At 65.2% G+C, this 16,661-nt stretch carries 15 protein-coding genes; all 15 read right to left on the bottom strand.

The features are described 5' to 3' along the window. Positions 1-5: 5 nt before the first annotated feature. Positions 6-890 carry an NAD-dependent epimerase/dehydratase family protein gene (locus E4633_RS19795; protein WP_135872993.1) on the bottom strand — a complete coding sequence of 295 codons (885 nt, stop codon included), beginning with the start codon at positions 888-890 and terminating at the stop codon, positions 6-8. Next, positions 887-2,521: a lipopolysaccharide biosynthesis protein RfbH gene (gene rfbH / locus E4633_RS19800; protein WP_135872995.1), complete on the bottom strand. Its 1,635-nt coding sequence runs from the start codon at positions 2,519-2,521 to the stop codon at positions 887-889. Before rfbH ends, E4633_RS19795 begins: the two co-directional genes overlap by 4 nt. Next, the gene (locus tag E4633_RS19805; RefSeq protein ID WP_135872997.1) at positions 2,502-2,723 is read right to left on the bottom strand and encodes a hypothetical protein; all 222 of its coding nucleotides are present in this window, start codon (positions 2,721-2,723) and stop codon (positions 2,502-2,504) included. The genes rfbH and E4633_RS19805 overlap by 20 nt, the downstream gene beginning before the upstream one ends. Then, the gene (rfbG, locus tag E4633_RS19810; RefSeq protein ID WP_135872999.1) at positions 2,720-3,823 is read right to left on the bottom strand and encodes a CDP-glucose 4,6-dehydratase; all 1,104 of its coding nucleotides are present in this window, start codon (positions 3,821-3,823) and stop codon (positions 2,720-2,722) included. Before rfbG ends, E4633_RS19805 begins: the two co-directional genes overlap by 4 nt. 49 nt (positions 3,824-3,872) lie before the next feature. Further along, a complete protein-coding gene (gene rfbF, locus E4633_RS19815) occupies positions 3,873-4,646 on the bottom strand; it encodes a glucose-1-phosphate cytidylyltransferase (protein ID WP_135873001.1) in 774 nt (257 codons plus the stop codon). Positions 4,647-4,754: 108 nt separating this feature from the next. Continuing rightward, on the bottom strand, positions 4,755-5,765 hold the full coding sequence (locus E4633_RS19820) for an NAD-dependent epimerase (protein WP_135873003.1): 1,011 nt from the start codon (positions 5,763-5,765) through the stop codon (positions 4,755-4,757). A 144-nt stretch (positions 5,766-5,909) separates the two neighbouring features. Continuing rightward, positions 5,910-7,040, bottom strand: a complete 1,131-nt coding sequence (locus E4633_RS19825; protein ID WP_135873005.1) for a glycosyltransferase family 4 protein — start codon at positions 7,038-7,040, stop codon at positions 5,910-5,912. After that, on the bottom strand, positions 7,037-8,020 hold the full coding sequence (locus E4633_RS19830) for a glycosyltransferase family 2 protein (protein WP_135873007.1): 984 nt from the start codon (positions 8,018-8,020) through the stop codon (positions 7,037-7,039). Before E4633_RS19830 ends, E4633_RS19825 begins: the two co-directional genes overlap by 4 nt. A gap of 16 nt (positions 8,021-8,036) precedes the next feature. Then, on the bottom strand, positions 8,037-9,899 hold the full coding sequence (locus E4633_RS19835; protein ID WP_162605046.1) for a DUF3413 domain-containing protein: 1,863 nt from the start codon (positions 9,897-9,899) through the stop codon (positions 8,037-8,039). Positions 9,900-9,987: 88 nt separating this feature from the next. Further along, positions 9,988-11,121: a glycosyltransferase gene (locus E4633_RS19840; RefSeq protein WP_135873011.1), complete on the bottom strand. Its 1,134-nt coding sequence runs from the start codon at positions 11,119-11,121 to the stop codon at positions 9,988-9,990. Between the two features lie 75 nt (positions 11,122-11,196). After that, positions 11,197-11,958, bottom strand: a complete 762-nt coding sequence (locus E4633_RS19845; RefSeq protein ID WP_135873013.1) for a glycosyltransferase family 2 protein — start codon at positions 11,956-11,958, stop codon at positions 11,197-11,199. Further along, a complete protein-coding gene (gene waaC, locus E4633_RS19850) occupies positions 11,955-13,004 on the bottom strand; it encodes a lipopolysaccharide heptosyltransferase I (protein WP_135873015.1) in 1,050 nt (349 codons plus the stop codon). Before waaC ends, E4633_RS19845 begins: the two co-directional genes overlap by 4 nt. 21 nt (positions 13,005-13,025) lie before the next feature. Continuing rightward, complete coding sequence (gene lpxK / locus E4633_RS19855) at positions 13,026-14,102, bottom strand: tetraacyldisaccharide 4'-kinase (protein WP_135873017.1); 1,077 nt, start codon at positions 14,100-14,102, stop codon at positions 13,026-13,028. Beyond that, a complete protein-coding gene (gene waaF / locus E4633_RS19860) occupies positions 14,099-15,166 on the bottom strand; it encodes a lipopolysaccharide heptosyltransferase II (RefSeq protein WP_135873019.1) in 1,068 nt (355 codons plus the stop codon). Before waaF ends, lpxK begins: the two co-directional genes overlap by 4 nt. A gap of 152 nt (positions 15,167-15,318) precedes the next feature. Next, positions 15,319-16,617: a 3-deoxy-D-manno-octulosonic acid transferase gene (locus E4633_RS19865; protein ID WP_135873021.1), complete on the bottom strand. Its 1,299-nt coding sequence runs from the start codon at positions 16,615-16,617 to the stop codon at positions 15,319-15,321. Positions 16,618-16,661 lie beyond the last annotated feature (44 nt).

Raw genomic sequence — 16,661 nt, forward strand, 5'->3', positions numbered from 1 at the left:
CCTACTTACTTATCCTGCAGCAGTTTTTCCCGGGCAATGAGACCTATGTTCTCCTGGTACCAGCGGTACAGCCGGTCCACCGCTTCGACCATGGGGGTGAAGGACAAGCCGGGGAGTTCACGGTGCAGCCTCGCGTTGTCGCCGGTATATTCAAGCCCCATCCCCGGCTGTGCGACGAGGACCTCCAGATCCTTTCCCGACCTGGCCCGCACCAGCTCGGCAAGCTCCAACAACTCGACGCTCCGGTCCGGCGTCACGTTGTACGCCGTGTGCCGCATCGGGTTCTCGATGCAGTGCTCCAGAACCGGCATCAGGTCATCGGCGAAGAGGTAATCAAACCTGCGGTTTTGCCGCAGCGTTATCGGCAGATCGAAGAGCGTCTTGCAGATCGCGTTGGAGATGAACCGGATGGTCCAGTCTTCATGCGCCCCGAACACCCCGAAAAGACGCAGGTTCACCATCTGTCCCGGGAACCGCTCCATGTAGGCGGAGGCAACGTACTTGGAGAGCCCCCCCTCGTCGAGCGGCAGGCTCGCTCCGAATGCGTCCTCCGGCACGCGGCTCAGGTTGCGCCGCACGTCGTATTCGCTACCAGAGCCGAGCAGGATGAACCTCTCCACCCTTGCGGCGTTCCTGGCGAGGTTAAGGAACATGCGGGTGTTCGCGTAGAGCACCCCGGTGGGATCCGCCGCGTTGCGGTGCCCTGGCCTTGTGGCGGCGTGGATGATCACATCGATGTCGCTCTTTTTGAAGAAGGCGTCGACGGCCGCGTCGTCGGTAAAGTCGACCTCAGCTCTTCCGGGCGCGAGGACGCGGTACCTGCCCGACAGCGCCGCGACGATGCTTCTGCCGACGAACCCGCTCCCCCCCGTTACCAGGACGTTCTTCACCGACTCTCCCGCGGTCGCGCGCAAAAACACAACTGTTCAATCATGAAGTCGAGCATCGCCTCACTCATGCCGGGGTAGACCCCGATCCAGAAGCTCCTCTCCATGATGATGTCGGTGGTGGCGAGTGCGTCCGCCACGCGGTACCCCTCTCCGCTTGCACGCATCTCGTCAAAGCAAGGGTGCTTCACGAGGTTCCCGGCGAAGAGCATCCTCGTCTGGATCCCTTTAGCTTCGAGGTGCTGCACCACCTGGTCCCTGGTGAAGGGGGCCTCGGGGCGCACGGTGAGAAGGAAGCCGAACCAGGAGGGATCCGCGTTCACGGTAGGCTCGGGGAGCACGAAGTGATCGGCGAGGTGGTCGAGCCCCTTTCTCAGGTGCTGCCAGTTGCGTTTCCTCGCCTCGACGAAAGCGGGGAATTTCTCAAGCTGCGCGCACCCTATCGCCGCCTGCATGTCGGTTACCTTCAGGTTGTAACCGAAGTGCGAGTAAACGTACTTGTGGTCGTACCCGGCGGGGAGCTCGCCGAATTGCTGTCCGAAGCGGTTGGAGCAGGTGTTGTCGCGCCCGGAAGGGCACCAGCAGTCACGCCCCCAGTCCCGGAAGGACTCGATGAGCCTTTTCAGCATGAGGTCGTCGGTATAGACCGCCCCCCCCTCCCCCATCGTCATGTGGTGCGGCGGGTAGAAGCTCGAGGTACCGATGTCGCCGATGGTCCCGGTGAAACGCCATTCCCCCTTGTAGAGGTAGCGGGAGCCGAGCGCGTCGCAGTTGTCCTCGATGAGCCACAGCTTGTGACGGTCGCAGAACTCCCTTACGGCGGCGAGGTCGAAGGGGTTCCCGAGCGTGTGGGCCACCATGACGGCGCGGGTGCGCGGAGAAAGCGCCCCCTCGAGCTTGGCGCAGTCGATGTTGTAGGTCGGCAGCGTCACGTCCACGAAAACGGGGACCGCGCCGTATTGGATGATGGGGGCGACCGTGGTCGGGAAACCCGCCGCGACGGTGATCACCTCATCGCCGCGGGCGATCCTCCTTGCACCGAGCTTGGGCGAGGTCAGCGCCATGAAGGCGAGGAGGTTCGCCGAAGAGCCCGAGTTGGTGAGCGAGCAGTGGGCGACGCCTAGGTAGGAGGCGAGTTCCTTCTCGAAGCGCTCGGCGTACCGTCCGGTGGTAAGCCAGAAGTCGAGCGAGGAGTCGACCAGCGTCGCGATCTCGCTCTCGTCGAAGACCCTTCCCGCGTAGGAGATGCGGTCGCCGGGGGCGAAATCCTTCTTCTTCGCGTGCTTCACCCGGTAGTGCTTGAGGGCCGCCTGGATCGCCAGTTCCCTCAGCACTTTCTCGAGGAAGTCCTCGGTCACCGCGGCAGCTTCCCCCGCAATGGCGCTTTTCGGGAGGACGTACTTCTTGTCCAGGTGCACCACCGAAGGATGCGGCAGACCCGGCCCGTCGAAGACCGCAGGGGTAAGTTCAAGGCGAGAGCCGCTCCCCTCGTGCTCCGTGGTCGTGATAAAAAGAAACTCGATGTCCCCCGCCGCGTCCGGCTCGCCCAGGGCCAGCGCCGGGCGCTGTCTCTGCTCGCCATCGCTGCCGAAGGCGAGCTTGAAAACCCTGCCGCTATAACTCATTCCAGACATCCTCTGCCTCCGAGGAAAGCACCTTGACCAGGAAGCCGCCGGCCTGCTGCAGTTGCGTGCAGTCGTCCGCCTCCGGGACAAGGGAGATCCCCCCTGCTGTTTTTTGTATGATGACTTCCACCCGCTCCCCCATCCACTCCGGCACCCGGATCAGCAGATGGCGGTCTGCGGGAACGTCTTGCACCAGTCGGACGCCGCTCACCGCGCCGCCCCCGCGACGCCCTGGTACGCATCGATCTGCGCCTCGCAGACCAGCCGCAGATCCTCGCCCCGCTCATAGGCACGGGTCCAGTCGACGATCATGTCGATGGCGGTCTCGAGACTCCAACGCGGCCTCCAGCCGAGGTGTCCCCGGGCTTTCGAGCAGTCGAGCTTCAGGTAGTGCGCCTCGTGCGGGTGCTCGCCTTTATCGACGACGTAGGAGGCATCCCCCTCCCAACGCTCGCACATCCGCTGCACGATCCACTCGACCTCACGGGCATCCTCGTCCTGCGGGCCGAAATTCCAGGCGCCGGCGCAGCGCGGCCCCTCCTCGTAGAGCCTCTGGGCAAGCGTGAGGTAGCCGCAGAGGGGCTCCAGCACATGCTGCCAGGGACGGATCGCATGGGGGTTCCTGATGCGCACCGGCTCTCCCTTGAGAAGCGCCGCGATGCAGTCCGGCACCAGGCGGTCCGCCGCCCAGTCGCCGCCCCCTATCACGTTGCCGGCGCGCGCCGAGGCGAGTGCCACGCCGTGGGTCTCGTAGTCGGCGGGGTTGAAAAAGGAATTGCGGTAGGCAGCGGTCACCAGCTCGGAACACCCCTTGCTGCTCGAGTAGGGGTCGTACCCACCCATCGGCTCGTTCTCGCGGTACCCCCAGGGCCATTCCCGGTTTTCATAGCACTTGTCCGTCGTGACGTTCACCACCGCACGAACCTCTTTTGCGCTGCGGACAGCCTCCAGGAGGTGCACCGTCCCCATCACATTGGTCGCGTAGGTTTCCACGGGGTTCACATACGACTCGCGCACGAGCGGCTGCGCCGCCATGTGGATCACGATCTCGGGGCGCGCCCCCACGAGCTCCCGGACGAGCGTCCCTTGGTCGCGCACGTCGCCGGTCACCGAATGGACCAGCTCCTTCAACCCGGCAAGCCCGAAGAGGCTGGGATCGGTGGGGGGATCAAGTGCGTAGCCGGTGACCTCGGCGCCCAACCGGTGCAGCCACAGGATCAGCCAGGCCCCCTTGAAGCCGGTATGGCCGGTGACAAAGACACGCCTGCCGCGGAAGAAGGCAGGATCAAAGCCAGGTTTCCTTTTGCTCATACGCTACCCGTCCCGCTCTCCCCGGCTGAAGGAGTGCAGATGGCGGAGCTCACCACTGTTTCCACGGGGCATCTCCTGATTTCCAAAGCTCTTCCAGGTAGTTCTTGTCACGCAGGGTGTCCATGGGGTGCCAGAACCCGCTGTGGGTGAAGGCGACCAACTGGTCCATCCGCGCAAGCGACTGCATCGGCTCCTTTTCCAGTACCGTAGCGTCCCCGGCGAGGAGGTCGAGCACCTCCGGCTCCAGCACGAAGAAACCGGCGTTGATCCAGGAGCCGTCCCCCTTGGGCTTCTCCTGAAAGCCGCGCACCCGCTTGTCTTCGGCAAGGTCCAGCGCGCCGAAGCGCCCGAGCGGTTGGGTGGAAGTGACGGTGGCAAGCTTGCCGTGGGAGCGGTGGAATTCGAGCAGTTTGTCGATGGGGACGTCGGAGACGCCGTCGCCGTAGGTGAGCATGAAGGTCTCCCCGTCGAGGTAATCCTTCACCCTCTTCACGCGTCCGCCGGTCATGGTCTCGAGCCCCGTGTTGACCAATGTGACCGACCACGGCTCGGCGGAGTGGTGGTGGATGAGACGCTGGTTGGCATTTTTGAAGTCGAAGGTGACGTCGGACTCGTGCAGGAAGTAATGCGCGAAGTACTCCTTGATGCAGTACCCCTTGTAGCCTAGGCAGACCACGAAGTCGTTGAACCCGTAGTGGGAGTACATCTTCATTATGTGCCAGAGGATGGGACGCTCGCCGATCTCGATCATCGGCTTGGGCTTTAGGTGGGACTCCTCGCTGATTCTGGTGCCGAAACCGCCGGCCAGTATCACTACCTTCATGCGCTCTCCTGAGATGTTCGTTATTGCATGACAAATCGCCGTCGTGCGGCCGTGGCGCCGGTGCCCCCCTCGGCAAGCGAAGCGGGGGCTCCGGGCGACCCGGCCGGGCTAGACGCGGTAAAACTCCCGGTACCACTTGACGAAGCGCCCGATCCCCTCCTCGATGGAGGTGGCGGGCCTGAACCCGACGTCGGCCATCAGGTCGTCGACGTCGGCGTAGGTCGCCGGTACGTCGCCGAGCTGGATGGGGAGGAGGTTCTTCTCCGCCTTTTGCCCCAGCGTATCCTCCAGCACCTCGATGAACCGGAGCAGCTCCACCGGGGAGTTGTTGCCGATGTTGTAGATCTTGTACGGGGCGTAGCTCGTGCCCGGATCCGGGGTGTCGCCGCTCCAGGCGGGGTTCCCCTGCGGCACCTTGTCGCTCACCCGGATCACCCCCTCGACGATGTCGTCGACGAAGGTGAAGTCGCGGCGCATCTTCCCGTAGTTGAAGATGTCGATGGGGCGCCCCTCGAGGATCGCCTTGGTGAACAGGAAGAGCGCCATGTCCGGCCGCCCCCACGGTCCGTAGACGGTGAAGAAGCGCAACCCCGTGGTGGGGATGCCGTACAGGCTCGAATAGGTGTGGGCCATGAGCTCGTTGGCCTTCTTGGTGGCGGCGTAGAGGGAGACCGGGTGGTCGACGTTGTGATGCACGGAGAACGGCATGGTGGTGTTGGCGCCGTAGACCGAGCTGGAGGAGGCGTAGACCAGGTGCTTCACGCCGTGGTGCCGGCACCCCTCTAGGATGTTGATGAAGCCCTGGATGTTGCTGTCGATGTAGGCGTAGGGGTTAACGAGCGAGTAGCGCACCCCCGCCTGCGCCGCGAGGTTCACCACGACGTCGAAACGCTCCTCCTCGAACAGGCGGTGCAGCGGTTCCCGATCCTCGAGCCCCATCTTCAGGAAGCGAAAGCCGTCGCGCTCCTTCAGCAGGTCGAGCCTGCCGAGCTTCAGGTTGACGTCGTAGTAGTCGTTTAGGTTGTCGATCCCTACCACCTGGTCGCCGCGTGCCAAAAGCCGCTGCGTCAGGTGAAAGCCGATGAAACCGGCGGCGCCGGTAACCAGTATCTTCTTCATGTTGACCTCCCAATGGACCTGGTGCGGCCGGCGGGGTGCCGCTGCCGCGGATAGCCCCGGCCGCACCGGATACGGAAACGGATTATATGCCACCTTCGCGGAGCACAAGTAAATCTTTTTTTACGTTTTCCGCAACACCGTCCCTTACCTTTTCTCCAGAACCTCCCCGATCACCTCCAGGGTTTCCCTGCTGTTACGCTGCATGGTAAGGGGTGCCGCAGCTTCGGCGGCCGCCGCCCCCATCCTCAAGCGGCGCAGCGGATCGGCGAGCTGTGCCACGGCCGCCGCGATCTCCCCGGCATCGAGCGGATCGCGCAACACGACCCCCTGCTCCCCGTCGCGTATCAGCTCCGCCACGCCGTTGTAGCGCGAGGTCACCACGGGAAGCCCGCAGGCCATCGCCTCGAGCGTGGCGTTGCTGAAGGGGTCGTAGAGGGTCGGGAAGGCAAAGATGTCGCAGCCGAGATAGAAACGCTCCACGTCGCGCACCGGCCCGGTGAACACCACCTGCTGCGCCACCCCCAGGCGCTGAGCCCGGCGCATAAGCGCCCCGGTGCGCCCCTTCCCGACGATGAAGAGCTTGAAGGGAACGGTGATCTTCGCCGCAGCCTCGATCAGGGCAGGGACACCCTTGCGCTTGAAGCCGCTCCCCACGTAGAGGATGCGCAGCTCTTCCCCGAGCCCGTACGCTTCGGCCAACCGCGCCCGGTACTCCTCGCGCCTTTGCAGCGGGAAGCTGGCCGCGTCCACCCCGTTGTACACCACCCGGATCTTCTCCTCGGGCACCCCGTAGAGCTCCACGATCTCGCGCTTGCCCATCTCCGAGTTGGCGATCACCGCGGCAAGGGCTGGATCGGTGTAGAGCCGCCGTTCCAGGGCCATGTAGGCGAGCTGGAACGGGCTCAGGTAGGTGGCAAGCCGCGCGAGCCACCCCCGTCCCAGGTTCTTGCGCCTAAGCCAGATCCGGTGGCAGCCGTCGCCGGCGCGGTAGATGTCCTGCCTGAGCGTCCGCTCCAGGCTGAAGACCACGTCGAAGCGCTCGCGTTCGATGATGCGCTTGCATCCGAGCGAGAAGGTGAGCGACTTGAGCCAGCCGGGCTTGCGGGCCACGGAGACCGGGTGCAGCCGGATCTTCTCGCCACCCTCCGCGTCCCAGCTCGACGCCAGGACGTGCACCTCGTGCCCCAGGGCGACAAGCTCCTCGATCAGTCGCACCATGTAGCGCTCCGCCCCGCCGAAAGGGGTGTATTTCTGGCGGATCAGGGCGACTTTCATGGCAATCCCAGCCGGAAGGCGAGCTGCGGGAAGCGCTGCACCAGCCCCCGCTTGGTCAAAAACGGGAGGCGGCAGGCCTTGAGCGAGCGATCCACGTACTCGCGGTAGTTCGCCGTATCCCCCATCTCGCGGTAGGCCCCGGCCACCTTGAGCATGATCTTCGCCTTCCGCTTGCGGTAAGCCCGCAGGTGATGCGCGGGGGCCGCCGTCGGGTTCTCCCCGAGGAAGTCGTCCAGGAGCCGGAAGTGGTTGTCCCGCTGGAAGCCGGGGGAAATGGCCCTGAGCGTGGCGGTTCCGGACGCGGTGTGCTTTCTGTAGTAGATGAGGTAGTCGGTGATCACGGCGAGCGGGACGCCGTTTTTAAGGTAACGCAGCCACAGGTTCAGATCCTCCGGACCGACGTAGGCGTCGCTCCAGAGCCCGGCCCGCTCCAGCGCGCCCCTCCTGGTCATGAAGCTCGGGCAGACGATGAAGTTCCCTTCCCGCAGGAAGATGGGGAGGAAGGCGTCCATCCCCCCCCAGAGGTACCCGTCCCCCTGTTTCATGGCGCCCCCCGGTTTCAGGAAGCGCTGTTTGCAGCGGCGCGCCTGCTCCAGGTCGTCGCAGAAATTCTTTGCCTTGCAGAAGACGGCGCCCACCTCGGGGTTGGCGTCGAGGATCTCCACCTCTTTTTGCACCAGCGTGGGCTGGTACACGTCGTCGGCATGGTAGAAGGCCACGTACTCCCCCTTCGCCATGGCGAAAAGGGTGTTCAGGTTCCCTACGTACCCGAGGTTTTTCTCGTGCCTTACGTGAACGACCCTCGGGTCGCGTGCGCAGAAGCGGTCGATGATCTCGCCGGTGGCGTCGGTGGAGCAGTTGTTCCCCACCAGGATCTCGACGTTTTCATAGCTCTGCGCGATCACCGATTCGAGGGTCTGTCCGATGAACGCCGCGCCGTTGTACGCGGGTATGCAGACCGAAACGAGCGGCTGTGTCATAACTCCTCCTAATGCCCTATCGGGCGAAAAACTTCCCCATGCCGCGCATTGCGTCGACGGCTATTCCGGGACGCGGCGCAGCCCCCCTGATGGGGCGGTAGGCGGCATCGAGCACCTCGATATCGCCTGCGGGGTGGGTCACCGTGATGCGGTCGGGCTCGTTCACGCTGAAGGTATCCCAGGAGCTGATCACCGTGAAAGGGCGTGCCCCGGTATCCAGCAGCGAACGGCCGTTACTGAAGGCCCCGGGCTCGTTGCGGCAGCCGAGGAGCTCCTTCATCAGCGTGGGGACCAGGTCGAGGTGAGTGGTAGCATGGCTGTAGACGTGCGCCCCCTTGCCCGGCCAGAGGATCACCATCGGGGTCTGGGTCTGGTACCTGGAGAAGTTGCCGCCGTGCCCCCAGTAGTTGAGCTTGAGGTCGTTGAACTCCTCACCGTGGTCCCCGGTGATCACCACCACGGTCTGCTCCATGAGCCCCTTTTTCTCAAGGGCCACGAGCACCTCGCCCACCAGGGTGTCCACGTAGTAAACCGAGTTGCGGTACCTGTTGTAGAAGGGGCGCGGATCGTACTCGTTGTTCAGCTTGAGGTAATTGACCTCTTTAAGCTCCGGCTGGAACGGCGCGACACCGGGAGGGTGCCCCTGGGTGTGCGGCGCGTCGTAAAACATGAAGCCGAAGAACGGCGCCCGCGCGGACTGGGCGTCGATGAACTTGAGCATCTTGTCCGTGATGGCCCGGTCCTTCGCGGCCGGGGAGTCCCCCCCGGTGCGCAGGTCGATCTTGCCGCGGATATCGGCGAAGACGGTGCGGTCGAATTCGGGGCTCACCAGCGGGGCGCTGGCGTAGATCCCCATCCGGTAGTCGCGGCGCAAAAGCTCCCGCATCAGCACGGGGCTCCGCTCCTCGGCCAGCACCGCGTGCCAGTAGGTGCCGTAGAGGCCGTAAAACAGGCCGAAGATCCCGAAGCGCGTCGCGTTGCCGGAGCTTAGGTGGTTTTCAAAGCGCCACGCCTTTTGCGACAGGCGCCAGATGTTGGGGGTCTCCTCGGCGGTCAGGTTGTCAAAGCGCCAGCTGTCTATGGCGATGACCAGGAGGTTCAGCCGTTGCGGCGGCTCCCGGAAGGAAAGCTGCTCCAGGGGATAATGCAGGCCGCTGTGCGGGCCGGGGATGGCAAGCCCCCCCTCTTCCCGCTTGCCGGCAAGCCCGAGCCTTGCGAGCAGACGCTTCGCGGTGAGGGGCTGGAAGGCGGGAAGGTAACGCGCCTGGCTCGTGACGGAGGTGACGTAGTTGGCGTCGGCCCAGGCATACACGGCGTGGGTGGAGAGGACGAGCAGCGTGACGGCGAGGGCCACACCTCCCCCCACGCTGCGCCTTCTTTTCTCGACCCAGCGCCAGCAAACCCAGGCGATGGCGTACTCGGCCAGCGTGCCGACCAGCACGGCGAGCGCCAAAAGGAGCCAGAGCTTCCCGGTCATCGGGAGCACCTCACCGGCGGCGCCGCTGGCGAGCAGGTTCAACACCATCCCGTTCAGGTGAAAACGGTACTGGGTGAACACCAGGGTGTCGATGACGACCCCCAGCACCAGGGCAAGCTGCAGTGCGGCGGAAAGCCCGGAAACCGCCCATCGGCGCGGGTAGAGGGCGATCATCAGCGCGCTTGCCGGGAATAGGTAGAAGGCCAGGGAGAAGAAATGCCCGAGGTAGGAGATGCCCAAAGAAGCGGTCGCCAGCGCCGAGTCCGGCGGCGGCATAAGCTTCAGGTACTGCACGGATATCAGCATGAGCACCACCGCGTTGGCCGCGGTGAACCACGCCGTCCAGCGGAACAGGGTGATGCGGGGACCGGTCCTTTTGAAGGTAGCCGCCTTGTTGATCAACAGGAACCACTCCTTTGCCACGCCACCGGCCGACCGCGCCCGCCTGCCCTGACGGCGCCGGGTCCGGCCTGCCGTGTCCGACAGGCGCTCACCGCCCCTTCTTCCTCGCGTCCAGAATACGGTGGTAGAACTCAAGCGTCCTTATTGCCATCATCTCTTCGGTGTACCCCTGGAGCACATGGTTGCGTGCGGCGGTGCCGAGCCTTCCGCGCAGCGCCTCGTCGCGCAATAGCTTCGCGATGGCCGTGGCGTAAGACGCCGGGTCGCCGCTTTGCGCGCGAAAGCCGGTTTTGCCGTCGAGGACCAGCTCGGCGAGCCCCCCCACCGGGGCAGCCACCACGGGGAGCCCCATGGCCATCGACTGCGTGATCCCCTGCGGCACCCCTTCCAGCTCCGAGGTGAGCACCGCCACGTCCGAAATGGCGAGCAGCTCCGGGATGTCGCTGCGGTAGCCGGTCAGCGTCACCTGGTGCTCGAGGCCGGCCTCACGGACCAGTCCCTCGATCGTGGCACGCCCCGCACCGTCGCCGACGAACAGGTAGCGCGCCTGCGGGAACTCATCCTTCAACAGTTGCGCCGCGGCCACCATGACGTCGTAGCGCTTCCCCTTTCGCAGCATGGCGATCATGGTGATCACCGGGGCGTCCTCCGGTATCCCCAGCTCCTCCCTGAGCCCGGGGTTGACCGGTCGGCTCGGGTCGAAGCGCTCCAGGGAAACGCCAGTGGCGATGGAGACTATCCGCTCCGGCGCCATGCCGTTGTCCTTGATCATCGCCTCCCGGACCGCTTCGCCCGTAGTGACGATGCCATCGGGCATGCGGTAGACGAAGTTGAAGGGGCTCTGCGAGATCGGGTTCGCCATGTGGCGGGTCCTGATCAACAGCTCGACCCCGGCCAGCTTGGCCGCCAGGCCGCCGGACCAGCTGTCCTTGCTGCTGTGCGTGCTTACCACGTTGATGCGGTGCTTTTTGATGGCGCGGTAGATCTTCCAGACCGCGGCGGGGTCGAGGACCCGGCGCATCGGCACCTCTTCCACCGGGATACCGACGTGCTTCGCGTTCTCGAGCACCGCACTCCCGGGCTGGCAGGCGATTACCACGTTGTGCCCCATCTCGCGCACCCTCAGGCACTCCTGGATGACGCGCCGTTCCTGCCCACCCCAGCCGTCTGGAGACCACTCGGTGTGGAGGATGTTGAAGGTGCGGCTTTGCTTTTCCTGCATGCATGCTTTTTCTGTCACTCTTTGAACCTGTATCCTTCCCGCGGCACCCGTAAGGCCGCGGCATCGCCCCCGGCCCTAGCCGCGTCGAAGCTCCTTTTCCGCGCGGTTCAGCTCGATCGCCTTGCCGTACTTGTAGAAGGTGTAATGGGCGTAGATGGTGCTCAGCACGAACCCCATCCCCCCTTCGAGGAAACCGAGCTTCAGGACGTACATCTTGAAGAAGGTGAAGAGGGGTTTGAAAAGAAGATGGGCAAGCCCAGGCCGCTTCCCCTTTTTGACCAGCTCCCGTGCCGCCAAGGTGGAGTAGCGCTCCATCCGGATGACGTAGTCGGAGAGCCCGGAATAGGTCTTGTGCACCAGATTCCCATCGAGCTCCCCCACCCTCCCCCGGCACTCCAGCGCCTCGTGGACCTCTTTCTCGCTGAAGGCGCATTCCCTGCGGTCGTAGAGCCGCTTGTTGAAATCGGGGTACCAGCCGCAACGCCTGATCCAGCGGTCGCCGAAGTAGTTCTCCCGCGCCACCCGGTAACAGGGAGCCCCCCCCTCGGCCACCTTCAGGATCGACTCCTTGAGCCTTGGCGAGACCCGCTCGTCGGCGTCGATGTTGAAGATCCAGTCGTTTTGCGCAAGCTCCGCCGCGGCGTTTTTCTGCTTGCCGAAGCCGGGCCATGCCCGGTGCACGAAGCGGACCTTCGGGTTTTCGCGGCAGATCTCCTCGGTACGGTCGGTGCTCCCCGAGTCGACCACCACGATCTCGTCGGCAAAGTCGAGGCTCTTTAAACAGTCGCCGATGAACTTCTCTTCGTTCAGGGTGATGATGGTAGCGGTTATCTTCATGAATGATCCGTCAACAGTTTCTCGACGCAGGCCAGCACCGCCTCCACCTTGATGGTGTCGCGGCAGGCGAGGTCTTTGTCGCATTGCTTGCGCAGGCAGCGGGCGCAGTGCATGGGGGACTGCAAGACGGCGTGCTGCTCGCCGCGCGGCCCGACGCTGCGGGCATCGCTGGAGCGGTAGAGGGAGACCGTGGGGGTGCCGAGTGCGGCCGCGAGGTGCAGCGGGCCGGAGTCCACCCCCACCACGAGGTCCGCCTTTTTCATCACCGCCGCGAGCCCATTCAGGTGGTACGCCTCGAGCACGCGTGCGCCGCGCCCGATACCCGCGGCGATGCGGGCCACCGCCCCTTTTTCACCGGCGTTCCCCCAGGGAAGCAGCATGGTCGCGTCCGGGAAACGCTCCAAAAGCGCGGTCCCCAGGGCGATCCACCCCGCCTCGCTCCAGAGCTTGGTCGGCAGCGAGCTGCCGCACTGGAAGAGGAAGACGAGGCCGTCGGAAAGGGTCGCGTAGAGCGCCGCCGCATCGGCGTCGTCCTCGGCAGAGACGCCGATCGTGACGCAAAGGGGCATCTGCCTGAAGTCCTTGCCGAAGGGGATGCTCACCAGGCGCAGGTACTTGTCGGCCAGGTGCTGGTCCTGGCGCCGCATCGGGATCCGGCGCGTGGTGAAAAAGGCGTTCACCCCCTCCTTCAGATCCTCCTTCTCGAAACCTATGCGGTTCGGGCAGCCGGTCAGCTTGCAGATGAGGCCGCTTTTCAGGTCCCCCTGCAGATCGAAGACGATGTCGTAGGCGCGCTCGGCAAGCGCCCCCCTGAGCGCCGCCACCTCGTTGCGGGTCGAGGCGGCGAAGGGCTGCCGGCGCCAGGCGTCGGGGCGAACCGTGTGCAGCAGGCTTACGTCCGGATGACCTTCCAGCACCTGCCGCAGCGACTCTTCGACCGCCCAGTCGATCTCGATGCCGGGCGACGCCTGCTTCAGGTAGTCGAGCACGGAGAGTGCGATGGCCAGCTCGCCCAGAGGCGAGGTCTTGATGATTAGTACACGCATAGAGCCTTCTGCGAGCAAGGGTTAGCGAAACAGCTTATCGAGCTTGTCCAGCAGCGCGCCGCTCTCCTCGAATTCGATCTCGAGCAGCGTCACGAAACAGTTGCCGAGCCTCTCCCGGTACGGCGCGAGTTTCACGGCATCCTTCTCGGTGGTGATGAGAACGGTGCTGCGCGAGGCGTCCCGCAGCCGGCAGATGGCGGCGATCTCGTCCTCGCCGTAGCTTGCGTGGTCCGGAAAGGCCAGGGTCGCGGTGAGCCTCACCCCGCCCGCCTCCAAAAGATCGAAGAAACCGGCGGGGTCGGCGATGCCTGAAAAGGCGGTCACCCGCGCTCCTGCCGCACTTTGAAGACCGACGCGGGCGCCCCCCGCGAGCGGCATAAGGCCGGTGAGCCGGTGGCTGCTGCGGCAGGCGGGCTTCTGCGCGACCGGTTCGGGGACAAGCCCCGGGACGCAGCGGGTATAGACGATGAGATCGGCTCGCTGCACCGCTCCCGCAGGCTCCCTCAGAAACCCAGCGGGAAGGGTCCGGCCGCCGGCCAGCGGACGCTTCGCGTCAAGGAGCAGGATGTCGAGATCGCGCTTCAGGCGCAGGTGCTGGAACCCGTCGTCCAGGATGAAGACGTCCGGCTGCAACTCTTTGAGCGCGAAGAGCCCGGCGCGGTACCGGTTCGCCCCGATGACGGTCATGAGCCCCGGGACCTTCTGCGCCAGCAGGTACGGCTCATCCCCGGATGCTTCGGGGGGAAGGAGCATGCTCTTGCCGTCGCAGACGATGTGGAGCTCCCCTTCGGCGGAACCGCCGTACCCGCGGGAAAGGACGGCGACCCGCTTGCCGCGCTTTATGAGGTACTGCGAAAGCCAAGCGACCACCGGCGTCTTGCCGGTGCCGCCGAGTGCTATGTTCCCGACCGAGATGACCGGGACCGGCAGGCGGTGCGACGGCAAGAGGCCGATGCGGTAGAAAGCCGCCCTAAGCCTCAGCACCCCCGCGTAGGGAACGGCCAGAGCACGCAGCAGGGCGAGGAGGAGCCGGTCCCGCACAGCCTCTCGCTTTCCTTCCACGAGCTCGCGGTAGTAGTGCTCCGAGGGAAGCTTCACCGCCCCCCCTTGCCGAGGCCGAGCCGTTGGTAGAGGCCGTCCGCCGCCTCGATCACATCGCCCGCGGTCACCGCGGTCATGCAGCGGTGGTCGATGGGGCACTCCCGCTTCATGCAGGGAGCGCAGTCGGCCCCCCGGCGCACGATGGCGCCGCGCTCGAAGAAGGCGCTCGTGGTGCGGTGGTCGGTCGGACCGAAGATGGCGACAAGCGGGACGTCGAAGGCCGCGGCTATGTGCATCGGCCCGGAATCGTTGGTGATGAAGAAGTTGCAACGCTTGATGAGCGCCATGAGCTGCCTTACCGAGGTCTTCCCGGCGAAGTCGGCGCAGTCCCCTTCCAGCAACTCGGCGATCTTCCCCGCCATCTCGGTTTCACCCGGTCCGCCGGTGATGATGACCCGGGCGCCCCAGCGTCCGGCCAGCTCGCGCGCGGCCTCGGCGAAGCGCTCGGGATACCAGCGCTTGGCGGAGCCGTAGGTGGCGCCGGGGTTCACGCCGAGGACGAAGTCCCCGGGGGCGATCCCCCGCGCCGCGAGGAGCGCCTCCATCTCGGCGTCCTCCTCTGCCGATGTCTGCAGTCTAAGGTGCGCCGGCGAGGGGTTGAGGCCGAAATACTCCAGCATGGCCAGGTAGTTCAGCACCTGATGCGTGTCCGGCTTGAGCAGTACGCGGGGAAAGCGGTGCGTGAGTATGATGCTGCGGGCGTCGCTGTCTTTGCCGACGCGCTGCGGGATCCCGGCAAGCCAGGGGACGAGGGCGGCATCGAAGGAGTTCGGGAGCATGACGGCCAGGTCGAAGCGGCTGCGGCGCAGTTCGGCGGCGAGCCGCAGACGCCCGAGGGCACCCTTGTGACGGCCGTTTCGGTGGAAGGTGATCACCCGGTCCACGCCGTCATAGACGCGGAAGACCTCGGAGACGGCCTCGTTGGCAAGCACGGTGATTTCGGCTTCGGGGAAATTGGCGCGAACGGTGTCGACGGCCGGGGTGGTCATCACGGCATCGCCGATCCAGTTGACGGCACGGATGAGGATTTTGCGAACACGGCTGCGGTCTATTGGCTTCATCGGGCACCCGTAGCGCCGCTGGGGCTGCCCCCAGCGCAGGACGGACCGGCGGGACGAGCGGACTTATCAAAACGTGGAACTGATTGCATTATGGCTTTCTCGGCGTTGAAATCGGGCAATGATGCCATAACCACGCCGATATGGGAAGTAAATTAAGGGAGTTTGTCCAGGAACCGGTCCATGAGCGCCATGTGTTTCGCGGTCGCCCCGCCGCTCTCCCGCATCATGCAAAGCGCGTTGTGCCCGAGTTCCCGGCGCCGGTCCGGGTCGGCGAGAAGCTCGCGCCAGATCTCGGTCAACTCGCCCGGCGACGGCACCTGCACCCCGCCGCGGTAGCGCTGCACGAGCGCCGCGATGTCGCGGAAGTTGTTCATGTACGGCCCGAAGGTGGAAGGGATGCCGCACGAGGCGGGCTCCAGCAGGTTGTGCCCGCCGAGCTCCACGAGGCTTCCCCCCACGAAACAGAGGTCGGAGAGGGCGTAGAGCCTCATCAACTGTCCCACCCCGTCCACGAGGAGCACCTCGCCCGGCGCAAAGAAACCACTCCACCCGTCGAGCGCGCTGCAGCGCCGGTAGGTAAAGCCATCCCGCTCCAAAAGCGCGGCGATCTCCGCGGTCCGCTCGGGGTGGCGCGGCGCGAGGACCAGGAACAGGTCGTCGCGCTCCCGCTTGAGCTCCCGGTAGGAGGCGAGCAGGTACGCCTCCTCCCCCGGCCTAGTGCTCCCCGCGCAGATGACGGTAGCGGAGGCGGGGACCCGGTACTCTTCCCGGAGCCGCGCCTTTTCTGCGGCCGGTACCTCGCGGTACGGGACGTCGTATTTCAGGTTCCCGGTCACCACGCTTCGCTCCGGCGGGGCGCCGATCGCCAGCACCCGCTCCAGGTCCCCCGCCGCCTGCATGCAAAGCAGGGAAAAGAGGCGCAAGGTCGGGCGGAAGAACCAGTCGAATTTGCGGTAACGCGGGAAGGAGCGCTCCGAGATCCTGCCGTTCGCGAGGACCACCGGGATGCCGCGGCGCGCCGCCTCGCGGGTGAAGTTGGGCCAGATCTCCGTTTCCATGATCACCACGAGCTCGGGTGCCACGACGCCCAAGGCGTGCCGCACGGAGGGGAGAAAATCGAAGGGGAAGCAGACGATGGCGTCGATTTCGGGGATCCCGGCGGAGACGGCCCGGCCGGTGGCGGTGGTGTTGGAGACCACGAGGGCCCAGTCGGGGCGGCGCTCCTTCAGGGCCTTCAGGAGGGGACGCGCCGCCTGCGTCTCGCCGACCGAGACCGCGTGGACCCAGATCACCTTGCGCCCCCGGATCTTTTGCACCTGCTCCGCCGAGATCGCACCGAGGCGCTCGGCAAGTGCCGGCGGGTTCTTACCGGCCAGGAGCTGGAAAAGATGAAACGCCAGCAGCGCTGGAAAAAGGATCAGGGCGGCCAGGTTGTAGAAAAGAAGGAACATGCAGCTCTCTCTCCCGTCCCGGGTGTCGAGCGGGGGACGGGGGG

Source organism: Geomonas terrae, assembly GCF_004791675.1.
Lineage (GTDB): Bacteria > Desulfobacterota > Desulfuromonadia > Geobacterales > Geobacteraceae > Geomonas > Geomonas edaphica.

Excerpts from the sequence above, each read along its gene's own strand:
- waaF (WP_135873019.1), bottom strand. The coding sequence starts at position 15,166 with ATGAAGCCAATAGACCGCAGCCGTGTTCGCAAAATCCTCATCCGTGCC.
- E4633_RS19830 (WP_135873007.1), bottom strand. The coding sequence starts at position 8,020 with ATGACACAGCCGCTCGTTTCGGTCTGCATACCCGCGTACAACGGCGCG.
- waaC (WP_135873015.1), bottom strand. The coding sequence starts at position 13,004 with ATGCGTGTACTAATCATCAAGACCTCGCCTCTGGGCGAGCTGGCCATC.
- E4633_RS19825 (WP_135873005.1), bottom strand. The coding sequence starts at position 7,040 with ATGAAAGTCGCCCTGATCCGCCAGAAATACACCCCTTTCGGCGGGGCG.
- E4633_RS19840 (WP_135873011.1), bottom strand. The coding sequence starts at position 11,121 with ATGCAGGAAAAGCAAAGCCGCACCTTCAACATCCTCCACACCGAGTGG.
- E4633_RS19845 (WP_135873013.1), bottom strand. The coding sequence starts at position 11,958 with ATGAAGATAACCGCTACCATCATCACCCTGAACGAAGAGAAGTTCATC.
- E4633_RS19820 (WP_135873003.1), bottom strand. The coding sequence starts at position 5,765 with ATGAAGAAGATACTGGTTACCGGCGCCGCCGGTTTCATCGGCTTTCAC.
- rfbG (WP_135872999.1), bottom strand. The coding sequence starts at position 3,823 with ATGAGCAAAAGGAAACCTGGCTTTGATCCTGCCTTCTTCCGCGGCAGG.
- rfbH (WP_135872995.1), bottom strand. The coding sequence starts at position 2,521 with ATGTCTGGAATGAGTTATAGCGGCAGGGTTTTCAAGCTCGCCTTCGGC.
- E4633_RS19865 (WP_135873021.1), bottom strand. The coding sequence starts at position 16,617 with ATGTTCCTTCTTTTCTACAACCTGGCCGCCCTGATCCTTTTTCCAGCG.
- rfbF (WP_135873001.1), bottom strand. The coding sequence starts at position 4,646 with ATGAAGGTAGTGATACTGGCCGGCGGTTTCGGCACCAGAATCAGCGAG.